The 15,315-nt window shown below is 33.7% G+C and carries 14 protein-coding genes, 1 other RNA gene and 1 pseudogene; 1 reads left to right on the plus strand and 15 read right to left on the minus strand.

Annotation, left to right across the window (positions count from 1 at the left end; genetic code table 11):
- Positions 1-2: 2 nt before the first annotated feature.
- From ACVBFA_RS10800 to ACVBFA_RS10870, 15 genes and pseudogenes are all read right to left on the minus strand, one after another.
- Positions 3-326 (minus strand): hypothetical protein, encoded by a 324-nt coding sequence (locus ACVBFA_RS10800; protein ID WP_002487172.1) that lies wholly within the window; start codon positions 324-326, stop codon positions 3-5.
- 15 nt (positions 327-341) lie between these two features.
- On the minus strand, positions 342-866 hold the full coding sequence (locus ACVBFA_RS10805; protein WP_237639025.1) for a hypothetical protein: 525 nt from the start codon (positions 864-866) through the stop codon (positions 342-344).
- Between the two features lie 669 nt (positions 867-1,535).
- Positions 1,536-1,918 (minus strand): annotated as a pseudogene (locus ACVBFA_RS10810) (terminase small subunit); the annotation flags it as partial.
- Positions 1,919-2,089: 171 nt separating this feature from the next.
- Positions 2,090-2,451, minus strand: a transfer-messenger RNA (tmRNA) gene (ssrA, locus tag ACVBFA_RS10815).
- 104 nt (positions 2,452-2,555) lie between these two features.
- Positions 2,556-3,026 (minus strand): SsrA-binding protein SmpB, encoded by a 471-nt coding sequence (gene smpB, locus ACVBFA_RS10820; protein ID WP_001829588.1) that lies wholly within the window; start codon positions 3,024-3,026, stop codon positions 2,556-2,558.
- Positions 3,027-3,050: 24 nt separating this feature from the next.
- Positions 3,051-5,429: a ribonuclease R gene (gene rnr / locus ACVBFA_RS10825; RefSeq protein ID WP_002486660.1), complete on the minus strand. Its 2,379-nt coding sequence runs from the start codon at positions 5,427-5,429 to the stop codon at positions 3,051-3,053.
- Positions 5,430-5,463: 34 nt separating this feature from the next.
- The gene (locus tag ACVBFA_RS10830) at positions 5,464-6,204 is read right to left on the minus strand and encodes an alpha/beta hydrolase (RefSeq protein WP_001829672.1); all 741 of its coding nucleotides are present in this window, start codon (positions 6,202-6,204) and stop codon (positions 5,464-5,466) included.
- A 299-nt stretch (positions 6,205-6,503) separates the two neighbouring features.
- On the minus strand, positions 6,504-6,737 hold the full coding sequence (secG, locus tag ACVBFA_RS10835; RefSeq protein WP_001829669.1) for a preprotein translocase subunit SecG: 234 nt from the start codon (positions 6,735-6,737) through the stop codon (positions 6,504-6,506).
- 68 nt (positions 6,738-6,805) lie between these two features.
- Positions 6,806-7,264: a hypothetical protein gene (locus ACVBFA_RS10840; protein ID WP_002445967.1), complete on the minus strand. Its 459-nt coding sequence runs from the start codon at positions 7,262-7,264 to the stop codon at positions 6,806-6,808.
- 165 nt (positions 7,265-7,429) lie between these two features.
- Positions 7,430-8,734, minus strand: coding sequence for a surface-displayed alpha-enolase (gene eno / locus ACVBFA_RS10845; protein WP_001829595.1), 1,305 nt, complete (start codon positions 8,732-8,734; stop codon positions 7,430-7,432).
- 138 nt (positions 8,735-8,872) lie between these two features.
- Complete coding sequence (gene gpmI, locus ACVBFA_RS10850) at positions 8,873-10,390, minus strand: 2,3-bisphosphoglycerate-independent phosphoglycerate mutase (RefSeq protein WP_002486668.1); 1,518 nt, start codon at positions 10,388-10,390, stop codon at positions 8,873-8,875.
- A gap of 2 nt (positions 10,391-10,392) precedes the next feature.
- Complete coding sequence (gene tpiA, locus ACVBFA_RS10855; protein ID WP_002476189.1) at positions 10,393-11,154, minus strand: triose-phosphate isomerase; 762 nt, start codon at positions 11,152-11,154, stop codon at positions 10,393-10,395.
- A 130-nt stretch (positions 11,155-11,284) separates the two neighbouring features.
- The gene (locus tag ACVBFA_RS10860) at positions 11,285-12,475 is read right to left on the minus strand and encodes a phosphoglycerate kinase (protein WP_002445963.1); all 1,191 of its coding nucleotides are present in this window, start codon (positions 12,473-12,475) and stop codon (positions 11,285-11,287) included.
- A gap of 193 nt (positions 12,476-12,668) precedes the next feature.
- On the minus strand, positions 12,669-13,679 hold the full coding sequence (gene gap, locus ACVBFA_RS10865; RefSeq protein ID WP_001829667.1) for a type I glyceraldehyde-3-phosphate dehydrogenase: 1,011 nt from the start codon (positions 13,677-13,679) through the stop codon (positions 12,669-12,671).
- A gap of 51 nt (positions 13,680-13,730) precedes the next feature.
- Positions 13,731-14,744: a sugar-binding transcriptional regulator gene (locus ACVBFA_RS10870; protein WP_002476209.1), complete on the minus strand. Its 1,014-nt coding sequence runs from the start codon at positions 14,742-14,744 to the stop codon at positions 13,731-13,733.
- Positions 14,745-15,097: 353 nt separating this feature from the next.
- On the opposite strand from ACVBFA_RS10870, the gene ACVBFA_RS10875 reads away from it, so the two are divergent.
- A partial coding sequence (locus ACVBFA_RS10875; RefSeq protein WP_447158844.1) for a hypothetical protein occupies positions 15,098-15,315 on the plus strand: 218 nt, incomplete at its 3' end.

A 15,315-nucleotide genomic window follows, 5' to 3' on the forward strand; every position in this document is an offset into this window, starting at 1 on the left:
GTTTATTTTATGATGCTATTTATCAATTCAACATATAACTCACTATTTTTATAACCCTCTAATATATCATTTACTTGTCTCATAGGTATTTCTGGTACTTCTCTAATGTTTTCCAATTTTGTTTTGAATTGTTTTTTTGTTATTTGCTCTTTATTAGTAGCCAATTGGAACAAGTAAGAATCTAACATATTAATTTCTTTATATGAATACATATATCTTAATAACATTAAATCTCTAGTTTTTAAGTTAGGCGCTAGTTTTTCTTGTAATTGTTCTATTGATTGTTTCATTAATAACAATCTTGTTTCTAATTCTTCATTATTCATTTTATCACACTCTTTTTATATTAATGCTTGACCAACTTGAGAAACCCAAAATCCTATGCTTCTTGCAGTAGAATCTTTAATACCAGTTCCCATCAAAGCTTGTGAAACTTGTCCTTGTACATTTCCCCATGTAGCTTCTTCTTGTTTTAATACATTATTCAATGCAGGATTTACATATTTATCCCATCTTTTTTTCAATGATTTTCCGGCACGAGGACTGATTTCTTTTACACCATTAAACACAGCTTTTTTATTTTTAATCATAGCTTTTATGCCTTTTTTAACAGCGTATGATCCACCAATTCTTTCAGATGTGCCTTCTTTTAAATTAGATGGTAAGTTATCAATAGTTTTTTGGCTAGGTCTTTCTGGATTTTTAAAAAATTCATCTAATATTTTATCATCTTTATTTGATTTTTCAGTAATTTGCTTAACATTTGTATTATCGTTATTTTGGATAGTATCTTGAGCACTTGCTATAGGTGTCGCAGTTGAAAGGAATAGAGCGCTCATTATCAATGTTCCAAATATTTTACTCATTTCCAATATTATAACTTCTTTGCTTTATTTTTACTCCCAATCACCAAATTATATTCCCATAATCAACATAGCGTACTAAACAATAAATTCAAGTTTGGATAATTAAAGTTTTTGTAAATTGAAATTTACTGTCGGAGTTTAATGCAAAATCAACACTTAAACATTATAAAGATACACTTTCGCATTCTTATTAACCCAAATTTTATATTCAAGTAATATAAATTAAAGGAGGAATAACATTATTAATATTGTAATTATATTCGTATTTATTATTGTCCTTTATTCTGTAGATCTTTCTTTTAACTCACATTAATAATAGATCAAACTAGAGCTTTTACAAAAATGAAAATAATTTAAGGAATAAATACAAATAATATGACAGGTAATACTATTTTAGATATGGCTACTTTTATTTGGGAACGTAAAAAAGGGAAGTTTTATATTAACTATATAAAACAAAATGAAATAATAAACTTAAAAAGCAATATATTATTTTAACATGAAATATACTAAAAAGATAAACCTCTATTTAAATATGGTGATAAAAAATCATTTATACATAAAATAATTAGAATACATACTAAATTAGAAAAGCTACCAATCACGGTAGCTTTTCTAATATTTCCTCATATATCTATTTTACTCTTTCACTTCTTAATTTAAATCTTTTTACAATTCTTTTAAATCACTATCATTCTTCTCACCGTCTTGAACAATACTATCAATAAATATCGGCATTACCACATTCATATCCACTTTATCAGTAAAGATACTGTGGTAACGACCAAGTAGGTCACAAGCTTTTAAACGATCACTCGCTTTTATAGGTACCTCAACTAATTCCGCATGTTCGTTGTATACGAGGTTCATGTGTCCTGTGTCGCTGAACGTGATAGTAAGTATAGTGTTTCTTTCGCAGTTAAAATTGTATCGTCTATAATCTCATCTTTCTTACTTTGAATATAGTCTTTTGCTTTCTCATTGCGCAATAGTCTGCTACCTGTTACATATACGCTATTTGAGCTATAACCGGCATTTATAGCGCTTTGAGTGGATTTCTACTCATTCTTAAAACTCTCTTTTCTACTTGTTTATTCGTCCTAATAATCACTTCGTCTCTCTCAATACATATATTTAAGTCCCTTATTTTAGCTTCATCGAATATTTACTACTAACCACATTACATACAAAAAAGCCCACAACCACATGGGTTGCAGGCTTAATAATGGAGACGGCGGGATTCGAACCCGCGTCCAGAGGTCCTGATACAAATCTTTCTACGTGTGTAGTTTATTGATAATTTTCGCATCATGCTAAGCAATAAACAACCAACATGATGCTAGCTTGATTATAGTTCATCTAAACAGACTTCAAGCGGCAGTGTTTAGCATATCCTACTAGGGTTGAATCGCGTTAACAGCACGTAGGAGATGCTGTTAGGCGATGCAGTGGCTATTACGCAGCTACTGCGAAATTATTGTTTGATTTGTCAGTTATATTTAACCGAAATGTGTTGATGACGGAGCCAACCCTCCGACACGCTTAATAAGCTCGGGGGACCCCTGTCGAATCCAAGAACGTCCCCTCAATTCAAATCAATCTAACAAAATATTGATTAAATCATCAATAAAACAATTTGACACTGCAAACAATCATATCAAAGATGGCCCGATTAAGCAATGATATTGCTTAATAACGGGCTTTAACTGCGCGATCAATATCTCGTTTTACCGCTTTTTCTTTAAGTGCTTGACGTTTGTCGTATTTCTTTTTACCTCTAGCAACACCTAATAAAACTTTACATTGACCATGTTTTAAATATAACTTCAACGGAATAATAGAATAACCTATTTCTCGTGTACGTTCACCTAATTTTTGAATTTCTTTTTTGTGCAAGAGTAATTTACGTGTACGTAAAGGGTCATGATTAAAACGGTTCCCTTCTTCATATGGTGCAATATGCATATTATTCAGGTACATTTCGCCTCGTCTCACTTGCGCAAAGCTATCTTTTAAATTGGCACTACCACGACGTATGGATTTAATTTCAGTACCTCTTAAAGCAATCCCCGCTTCAATTGTATCTTCAATATTGTAGTCATGTCTTGCTTTACGGTTTTCAGCTAACGTACCTGGTGATTTTGATTTTTTCTTAGCCACTATTACTCACCTCATCTTTGCTGACTATTTTTTCTTTCGACGTGATTTCTTCTTCACACTTTTATCTTTATAAAAAGGTTTGTGGTGCGTATTACCTTGTTTATCTTTTTTACGAGCATTTTTACCTTTACGTTGCTTACGCTTTTTCTTTTTACCTTTACCATTACGATCACTTTTAGTATGGTCTAAAGACTTGCCACGTGTTTTAGCTTGAATGGTTTTCTCACGAGCAGGTCGTTGTGATGATGTCTTTTTAGGTAATGGCATGCCAACAATTTGGAAATCTATCATGCGTTCTTCCACATCAACATGTGTCACTTTAACTTTGACCTCATCACCAATGCGAAAGACTTTTGCTTGACGTTCACCGATTAGTGCCATTTGTCGTTCATCAAAATGATAATAATCGTCTGTCATATTAGCGATATGAACCATACCCTCAATAGTATTAGGTAATTCTATAAACATACCAAAGTTAGCAACCGAGCTAATGATACCTTCAAATTCATCACCAATATGTTGAATCATATACTCAGCTTTTTTCAATTCATCAGTATCACGTTCGGCTTCAATGGCACGACGTTCACGTTGTGATGTGTGTTCGGCTAATTCTGGCAACGTCTCTTCCCAATGATGTATTTCTTTCTTATCCATGGAATTCTCTATTAAATATTTACGAATTAATCTATGCACTGTTAAATCAGGATAACGGCGTATTGGAGACGTAAAGTGAGTATAGTACTCAGCAGACAAACCAAAATGCCCTAAATTAACATCATCATAATGTGCTTGTTGCATAGAACGTAACATCATCGTTGAAATAACCATTTGTTCCGGTCTACCTTCAACTTCTTCTTGAATGTTTTGTAATGTTGTCGGATGAATATCTTCACCTGTACCTTTAATCATTATACCGAAATTGGTAATAAAGTCGAAGAACTGTCTTAATCGGTCGGATTTTGGTTGTTCATGAACACGATAAATAAATGGTACTTCCAATTTATTGAAGTGTTCAGCTACTGTTTCATTGGCTGCTAACATGAACGATTCAATTAAACGTTCTCCTTCGCCGCGTTCTCTCATTAGCACTTCTGTTGGAATACCTTCGTCATTCACAAGTACTTTCGCTTCATTAATATCAAAATCAATTTCTCCACGACGTTTACGCATACGAATTAATCTATTTGATAAATCTTGCGCTAAATCTAACATAGGTGTTAAATCCTTATATTGTGAACGTATTTCAGAATCTTGATCAGTGATAATTTTGTTAACAGCATCATATGTCATTCTGTAGTTTGAATGTATTACACTATCAAAGATTTCATGTTTTACAACTTCGCCTCGTTCATTTATTTCCATTCGACAACTTAATGTTAAACGATCTTCTTCCGGATTTAATGAGCATATTCCATTACTTAGACGATGTGGAATCATCGGGATTACTCGATCGACAAGATACACACTTGTCGCACGATCATATGCTTCTTTATCTAAAGCTGAGCCTTCTTTTACATAGTAACTTACATCTGCAATACTAACTGTAAGCTCGGTGTTGCCATTTTTTAATTTTTTTACAGCAATGGCATCATCTAAATCTTTAGCATCTGCACCATCTATAGTGATTGTTAATTCATCTCTTAAATCACGACGCCCTTCGATTTCAGAGGGTTCTATTACATCTGGTACTTCTTCAGCTTCTTGTAATACAGCATCTGGAAACTCGATTTCTATTCCATGCTGGTAAATGATGGAAAGTATATCTACACCTGGATCATTTTTATGACCTAATATTGCTGAAACGTGGCCTTCTGGATTGTCTGTACTATCGGCATACTTCGTAATTTGTACTAATACTTTATGCCCATCTACAGCACCTAAATTTTGTCCTTTAGGTATAAAGATATCTTGCATGATACGTTTGTCATCCGGTAATACAAAACCAAAATGCTTTGCTTCGCTATACGTTCCAACAACTTGTGTAACTGAATGCTTTTCAATAGATTTTACTTCACCTTCAATTTTACCTTTATGTTCTCCACGAGATTTTTGAATTTCCACGATGACGGTATCTCCATCTAATGCTCTATTGATTTTAGTTGGTGGAATAAAAATATCATCCATCTCGTCATCTTCAGGTCTTAAGAAAGCAAAGCCTTTTTTATTTTGACTTAACGTTCCTTTGATTAATTTTGAATTTGTTTTGTTGGATTGTTTACGTTGATATCTGTCTGTTCTTGTACGTTCAATTAAACCAGACTGTTCTAATTCAACGAGTATTTTAATTAAATCTCTAAATGAGTCGGCACTATTTAAACCTAACGCATCTTGAAAGTCAGATACTGACATGGGTTCATAGTCAGGTTGTTTAATCATTTCTTCGATGGATTGCTTTAAATTCATTATGCCCCTCCTTTCTCTCCTACATCTTTATTTTTCACTCTGTCCATTCCAATGATTCTAAAAATTGATATACATCTTCAAAGACTTTCTCTTTTTCTTTATCAATGGTAATCACATGACCTGAATGTTGATACCATTTGATTTCTTTTTCATCAGAATCGACATGATTATATATATAATTTGCTGATTGAGGATCAATCATTGTATCTTGTTCTGCTTGTACGACAAGTATTGGATCAATTACTTCATCGACATGTTCTTTAACTCCATTTAGAGTGTCACTCAGTTCTCTCAGGGTTTCAGTTGGATGAAATTGTTCCATTTCTTGATCAATCGTTTGTTGATCTTTACCTTCATATTTTTTAAAGTTACGTGCATATTCAAGAAAACCTTCATAAATCGAACCTTCTGTTTTATTCTCCATAGGTGCACACATAGTTATAATCCCCTTCACGTCACGATTTAAACTTAGTTTTAATGCGAAGGCGCCACCTAATGATAAACCAGCTACTGCTATTTCTTCGTAACCTTGGTCTACTAAATAATCATAACCATCTAAAACATCTTTAAACCAAACAAAAGGACTAGATTTTAATATTTCTTCTGGGGGCGCTGCATGTCCTTCATATTGTGGAGCATAAGATGTATAGCCCTTTTTTTGAAGATAACGCCCAAGTTGTCTTACATCAGCAGAGTTACCTGTGAAGCCGTGAAGAAGTAACACTGCACGTTTACCTTCTTCAAAAAAGAATGGTTTTGGTAGTTTAATTTGCATGATTAAAATCCCTCTCCCTTATGATAAGTACTCAATCTATCCTAAATAAGTTAAGTTTTTCATTATATTAGATATATTTAAAAACTCTTCATTATTATCAAAATGACTTGATAAATCATTATTCCCTTTAACATATGGTTTAAAAACATGGTTGTCTTAATTATAAAATAAAAAAGTCCGACAAGTATATCGTCGGACTCAGGCTGATAATACTTAATAGCAAATGTGATTCATTTGCCCTATCATTTATCAGTCTTGGTTAAGATTCATTTACTTCATTAAAACAAATATAATATTCTCTACATACCTAAGTAACTAATACAAAACATAAGTACAAAGAATAAAATAGCTAAAATTATTGTTAATCTATGCAAGAATAAATCGACGCCACGTTGTTTTTGTTTACCAAACAATTGTTCAGCGCCACCACTAATAGCACCTGAAAGTCCATTACTTTTACCTTCTTGGAGTAATACAACAGTCACTAATGCAATACAATCTATTATTAATAAAACGATGATTAATGTATGCATAAAAATTGTCCTCCGTTCATTATATACGAAAGAAATTATAACACATCTTTATTGATGTAATCAAACTTCTATCTATTGAAAGTACTTTTACGTTTAATAGAAACAACTAGCATATAAATTGCTAGAATAATAGATCCAATCACTACAATTAAAATTGGTAAAACTGCAAGTACATTTTTTACATCTAAAATACCTTGAATAAATAAGTAAAGATTTACGAGTGTAAATAGTGCATTAGAAATATATACGGCAAACATAAACCACCATAAATATGGATGGCGATTCCAGAAAGCAACAGTACCTGCCAAATAAGCTAAAATGTACATAATGCCAGTGTATCGGTCACTATTTAAAATGTTTTTTACTGCTGTATCTGATGTTTTTTGACCAGCTAAAGATAAAATTGATTTAGCTGTTGATTCATCTAATACAATAAAGTGGTGAAGGATAAGTAAAATACAAAACACTAATGAACTTATCGCAATTAAACGTCCAGTTCTTATTTCTTTAGCATTTGAGTCTGTCATAATTGTACTCCTTTTACAAAATTACTCACATTATTATATCAGTTTACATTAATAATTTAAAATGTACTTAACTAAAAAAGCCCGTTGCAGCCTCAACTCTGCAACGGACAATTCAATTAAGATATTAAATCATAAGCGTGAACTCTTATAAAAATTAAAGAGATATTATTTATCTAAATTGTAGAAAGATTTAATTCCTTCAAATTTAGCTGTTTCGTATAATTCATCTTCAATACGTAATAATTGATTGTATTTAGCAATACGGTCAGTTCTAGATAATGAACCTGTTTTAATTTGACCTGCATTTGTAGCAACTGCGATATCAGCAATTGTAGTATCTTCAGTTTCACCAGAACGGTGAGATACAACCGCAGTATATCCAGCTTTTTGAGCCATTTCAATAGCATCGAATGTTTCAGTTAATGTACCGATTTGGTTTACTTTGATTAAGATTGAGTTACCAATACCTTGTTCGATACCTTTAGATAAAATTTCAGTGTTAGTTACGAATAAATCATCACCAACTAATTGAACTTTATCACCGATACGATCAGTTAATTGTTTCCAACCTTCCCAATCGTTTTCATCCATACCATCTTCAATAGTGATGATTGGATATTTACCAATTAATTCTTCTAAGTAGTCAACTTGCTCTGCTGCACTGCGTTTAGCACCGTGTTCACCTTCGAATTTAGTGTAATCATAAACACCATTTTCATAGAATTCAGAAGAAGCACAGTCAAATCCTAAGAATACATCTTCACCTGGTTTGTATCCTGCTTTTTCGATAGCTTTAATAATAGTTTCAACAGCGTCTTCAGTACCTTCAAATCTAGGAGCGAAACCACCTTCATCACCTACTGCAGTTTCTAAACCGCGTTCACTTAAGATTGATTTAAGGTTATGGAAGATTTCCGCACCCCAACGTAATGATTCTTTGAATGATTCTGCACCTACAGGTAAAATCATGAACTCTTGGAAAGCAATTGGTGCATCTGAGTGAGAACCACCATTAACAATATTCATCATAGGTACTGGTAATTGTTTACCATTGAATCCACCTAAATATTTATATAATGGTTGACCTAATAAATCAGCAGCTGCACGAGCTACGGCAATAGAAACACCTAAAATTGCGTTTGCACCTAATTTACCTTTATTGTGTGTACCGTCTAATTGAATCATCATTTTATCAATAGATACTTGATCTAAAACTGAAAATTCACCTTCAACGATTTCTGGTGCGATCATTTCGTTAACATTTTCTACCGCTTTAGTCACACCTTTACCTAAATAACGTGATTTGTCTCCATCACGTAATTCAACTGCTTCATGTTCACCAGTAGAAGCACCAGAAGGTACTAATGCACGTCCGAAAGCACCGCTTTCAGTTAATACTTCAACTTCAACTGTTGGGTTACCACGTGAGTCTAAGACTTCGCGAGCGTAAACATCTGTAATAATTGGCATGTTTAATATCTCCTTTAATTATATTATATGACTATTATAGCCTTTTTCTAAACTTTTATAAAATGATAATACATATAAAACCAAGAAAATTTGAACATCTATACGTTGCTGTAAATTCTTAACCTTAATGCATCTATATTAATGTTTAATCAATGATTCACCTGTCATTTCAGATGGTTGCTTAACATTTAATAAATCTAATAATGTGGGAGCTAAATCTCCTAAACGTCCAGTTTCTCTTAATGTAACACCGTCTTTAGTTACAATAACTGGAACAGGATTAGTTGTGTGTGTCGTCATAGGTTGGTCGTCATCAGTTAACACTTGATCTGAGTTACCGTGATCTGCAGTGATGATGGCATGACCACCCATATCAATAATTTTGTCAACGACTTCACCAAGACACTCATCTACTGCTTCGATTGCTTTAATTGTTGGTTCTAGCATACCACTATGTCCAACCATATCTGGGTTAGCAAAGTTCAACAGAATTAAATCTAAGTCACCTTTGTCTAATTCTTCTAATAATGCATCTTTAACTTCATATGCACTCATCTCAGGTTTCAAATCATAAGTCGCTACTTTAGGAGAATCGATGAGTCTACGACGTTCTCCTTCAAACTCTTCATTTCGTCCACCACTCATAAAGTATGTTACATGTGGATACTTTTCAGTTTCAGCGATACGCAATTGTTTCAAGCCATTATCTTGAGCAACTTCACCGATTGTATTATTTAAGTCAACCTTTTCAAATACAATTTCAGCATCTACATTGTCATTATATTTCGTGAATGTAGCGTAGAATAAGTTGTTCACTTGTTCAACTTTAAATCCATCAAACGCTTTATTAGTAAAGATTTCTGAAAGTTGAGCCGCTCTATCTGGACGGAAATTATAGAAGATTACTGCGTCACCGTCGTTCACACCATCATTTTGGCCCTCAACTATAAACGGTTCGACGAATTCATCAGTCACATCATTTTTGTAATTAGCTTCAACGCCTGCTTTAGCTGAAGTAAATGTAGGACCTTCAAAGTTACGAATAGCATTATATGCACGTTCCTCACGATCCCAACGCTTGTCACGATCCATAGCATAATAACGTCCTGAAACAGAAGCGAATTGACCTACACCTAATTCTTTAAATTTATCTTCAGTTTCCTCAATATATTTCAAAGCTGATTTTTGATCAACATCACGACCATCTAAAAATGCGTGGACATATACTTTATCTATTCCTTGCTTTTTAGCTAATTCTAAAATAGCAAATAGATGCTTATAATGACTGTGTACACCACCATCAGAAAGCAATCCGAATACATGAAGCGCAGAGCCATTGTCTTTAACATGTTTAACAGCGTTATTTAATACAGTGTTATCGAAGAATTCTCCGTCTTCAATCGATTTATTAATACGAGTTAAACTTTGATATACAATACGTCCTGCACCAATATTCATATGTCCTACTTCAGAGTTACCCATTTGACCTTCAGGTAGACCTACATCTAAGCCACTTGCTTCTATTTGTGTTGTAGGATATTTTTCAAAATATCGATCAAAATTAGGTTTATGTGCTTGCTTAACTGCATTGCCATGTTCACTTTCACGATTTGCAAAACCATCTAAAATGATTAAGGCAGTTGGTTGTTTTGCCATAATTATTTTGCACCTTCTAACAATTGTACGAAATCTTCAACTTTTAATGATGCGCCACCTACTAGAGCACCATCGATATCTGATTGAGCCATATATTCTTTAATGTTATTAGGTTTAACACTACCACCATATTGAATACGTGTAGCGTCAGCAACCTCTTGACTAGATAAGTCAGCTAATGTTTGACGTACGTGAGCACACATTTCATTTGCATCTTCAGATGTAGATGACTTACCAGTACCGATGGCCCAAATTGGTTCATATGCAATAACAACTTCTTTAAGTTGATCATCTGATAAGCCTTCGACAGCTTTTTTCACTTGATTACCTACGATTTCATTTGCTTTACCAGCTTCACGTTCTTCATCAGATTCACCTACACAAATAATAGGTGTCATACCGTGATTGAAGATAGCATGCGCTTTTTTGTTTACTTCTTCGTCAGTTTCGTGGAAATAGTCACGACGCTCTGAGTGACCAATCACTACATATTTAACACCTAATTCAGATAATGCAACTGGTGAAGTTTCTCCAGTATAAGCACCGCTTTCTTCAAAGTAAGCGTTTTGTGCTCCAATTTTTAACCCTTTTGCTTTACCATCTTTAACAGCTGTTACTAAAGCGTCTAATTGGATTGTTGGTGCACAAATAACTGATTCTACTTCTTTAGGATCAGGTAATGTTGGTAATTCGTTTACAAAGTCTTTAGCTTCTTGAACTGTTTTATTCATTTTCCAGTTTCCGGCTATAATTGGTGTTCTCATTCATTACACTCCTTAATTTTTAGTGTTAAATTTGTAAGCTTTTATCCAAATACTTGCTTATTTCGAAATAAACATTGAAAGCAAAAATAACTTTCTGTTGTTTTATTCCCACATCAAAGTATTTAAAAACTTATTTATCATTAATAGCTTTTATACCAGGTAATTCTTTACCTTCTAAGTATTCTAATGATGCTCCTCCACCAGTAGAGATATGTGTGAAGTCATCTTCGAAACCTAATGAAATTGCTGCTGCGGCAGAGTCACCACCACCAATAATAGTAGTAGCGTCTTCCAATTTAGCAATAGACTCACATACACCGATTGTACCTTTAGCAAAATTACTAAATTCAAATACACCCATAGGTCCATTCCATACTACAGTATGTGCACCTTGTAATTCTTTATTAAATAATTCTACTGTTTTAGGCCCAATATCCATTGCTTCTTGATCTGAAGGGATTTCATTGATAGATACTTCTGTGATTTTTGCATCATTAGAAAATTCTTTAGCGATTTTACAATCTACAGGTAATACTATTTGATCGCCATTATTCTCTAACAAGTCTTTAGCAAAATCAATTTTATCTTCTTCCAATAATGAAAGACCTATTTCCTTACCTTGCGCTTTAATAAACGTATAAGCCATACCGCCACCGATTAAGATTTTATCTGCGATATTAACTAAATTTTTGATAACATTAATTTTATCTGAAACTTTAGCGCCACCTAAAATAGCAACTACTGGTTTTTGTGGATCATTCACTACGCCACCAATAAATTTAATTTCTTTTTCCATTAAATAACCAGCTGCTGTTTCTAGATGAGTAGAAATACCTACGTTTGACGCATGTTCACGGTGCGCTGTACCAAATGCATCATTAACAAATACATCACCTAATGACGCCCAATATTTACCTAATTCAGGATCATTTTTAGACTCTTTTTTACCATCTAAATCTTCGAAACGTGTATTTTCAACTAATAAAACATCGCCTTCATTTAAGTTTTCAATTGCTGTTTCAAGTTTTTCGCCACGTGTTTCAGGAACGAATATAACTTCTTTACCTAATTGCTTAGATAAGTTTTCAGCAACAGGCTTAAGTGAAAGTCCTTCTTTATCACTTTCTTCTTTAACTTTACCTAAGTGAGAGAATAAAACTAATTTACCACCTTGTTCAATAATGTATTTGATTGTTGGTAATGCTTGAACAATTCTGTTGTCATTAGTGATTTCACCATCTTTAATTGGAACGTTAAAATCAGCGCGCTCAAGAACAACTTTACCTTTTAAATCTAAGTCTGAAACGATTTTTTTAGCCATTATCTATTTCCTCCTTCGTATAGGAAAACTTTATATAAAAATAAGCGGAGAAGCGTATGTGCTCCCCGCTTACTCATAAGCTTATATATCTAATTAAACAGTACAGAGCACTAGTCAAATTATGAACGTATAGAAGAGCTTTACACTCTTCACGCTATAACTTTAAATAACGTGCTTATCCGTTAAGCTTCAATTATTTAGAAAGTTCAGCTAAGTGAGCTAATGTACGTACTAATTGAGCAGTGTAAGACATTTCATTGTCGTACCAAGCTGCAACTTTAACTAATTGACGATCTCCAACAGTCATAACACGAGTTTGAGTCGCATCGAATAATGAACCGTAAGTCATACCAACGATATCAGAAGATACGATTTCGTCTTCAGTGTAACCGAATGATTCGTCTGAAGCTTGTTTCATAGCACTGTTAACTTGGTCAACAGTTACATCTTGTTTGTCTAATACTACAGTTAATTCAGTTAAAGAACCAGTAGCAACTGGAACACGTTGTGCTCCACCGTCTAATTTACCATCGATTTCTGGAATAACTTTACCGATAGCTTTAGCAGCACCTGTTGAGTTAGGGATAATATTTTCTGCTGCTGCACGTGCACGACGTTTGTCACCTTTTCTGTGAGGTGCGTCTTGTGTATTTTGGTCACCAGTGTAAGCGTGAATTGTAGTCATGAAACCTTCAACTAAACCGAATTCGTCACTTAAAACTTTTGCAACTGGTGCTAATGAGTTAGTAGTACAAGAAGCACCTGAAACAACTGTTTCTGAACCATCTAATGTGTCATGGTTAGTGTTGAATACGATTGTTTTTACATCACCTTTAGCTGGAGCTGAGATTAATACTTTTTTAGCACCTGCATCGATGTGAGCTTGTGCTTTTTCTTTATCAGTATAGAAACCAGTACATTCTAATACTACGTCGATATCTAAATCGCCCCATGGTAATTTACCAGCATCTGGTTCATCGAATGATTTAATTTCTTTACCGTTAACACGGAATCCACCTTCGATAACTTCAACTTCTCCAGTGAAACGACCTTGCATAGTATCGTATTTTAATAAATGAGCTAACATATCGTCATCTGTTAAGTCGTTAACTGCAACTACTTCAAGACCTTCTACATCTTGAATTCTTCTGAATGCTAAACGACCAATTCTACCAAAACCATTAATTGCTACTTTAATTGCCATTATAATGGCCTCCTTTAAAATGATATTTAAAAAGTATTAAACTTTTTATTACTATTGTAAAATGACTTTTGCTGCGGCTTCATCTGTAATCAATACAGTGTTTTCCGGTGCAATTGAAAGATAAGCTTTAATAGCTTCTCCTTTTGATTGTCCACCAGCAACCGCAAAAATAAACTCTTTGTTCTCAAGATTCTCTAGCTGAAGGCCAATCGTTTTGACCTTATGAACTATTTGACCCTGAGCGTCAAAATAATATCCAAAAGCTTCTCCAACGGCTTGATGATGTTGAAGGTTATCAATCACATCTTGAGATGATTGACGTCGATGCGCCATCTTCAGCGCATCACCAATGCCGTGTATTGTTATATTAGCTTGCTTGATTTTATCCAGTGTATGCATGACAGAAGGTTCCAACATTAACGTATCGTATGTTGACTCACTCACGTTGTCTGGGACATAGAGTGTTGTGTAATAACCACCAGCTTGTTGGGCCATACTCGAAGCGATTGTATTCGCTTGATAAACGACATTTTCTCCAAGTCCACCTCTAGCTGGAACAAAGAATACGTTAAACGGTAATAAATGTATCGACTCACTTACGCACGCCATTGTTGAACCACCAGTTACTGATACAATAGCATCTTCATAAAGTATGCCTTCTAAAAGTTGTCCAGCCTGTTGACCCATTTCACGTTTTACAGTTCGATTAGAATCGGAATCTCCTGGAATGACATGTACATCTTTAATATGAAATTTATCTTTGATAGCTCTGGCCAATTTATGGTCATCGCTGTATACGTTAAAGTATTCACCTAGTTGTGCTAATACTTCAGTACCTTCATTAGTAATTTCCATTCCCGTAGGCTTGACACGAATTAATTCTTGCTTCTTTAACATGTCTGTTTCCGACCGTAATACTCTCTCAGTCATATCCATATGTTCACTTAGACTTCGTCTTCCTACAGGTTGATTTTGAGAGATAGTAGATAAAATATAAAAGCGTCTATACATCTTATCAATAAGATCAGGTATAAGCTTTTGTTGAACTTTAATTAAGTCTTTCACTACTACCTTCCTCCTTATATCTTTGTAACAAAGGTACCTGAGAGGCAATCATAACTAAGCTTTGACTTTTTAAGTCCCGCCTGGGACAAAATCTAACCTCTTTACACTTGCAATACTACTATTACGTATTATAAATTGCAAGTGAATTCACTCATTTTCTAAGTTAAATTATAAAAGTTTGCAGGAAAACGATTACAAACAAAGTATAGGCCTCATTCTTGTATAGTAATTTAATTAATCTTCGCTATTTAAATTACTCTACCCAAATTAAATTTTATTCATACATTTGTTTTATTTAGTTGTTATGATTAACTATAATTTAAATATGAATAAAACTAGAGTGAGGTAAAACAATGTCAAATTATAATCATTCTGACGAAAAAATCGAAGTTATAGATCCGAGTGATGATAGATATAAAAGAGATGATTATTTTAATAAAAATTCATCTCAAAATAATCAAAATTTAAAAACTTTTAATCAAACTTATTCTTATAGTTGCACTCATTCAGGATGCGGCTGTATGTTAGGCTGTTTAACTATTTCACTTATTTCATTCTTACTTTCATTACT

The organism is Staphylococcus sp. MSU001 (assembly GCF_052976705.1).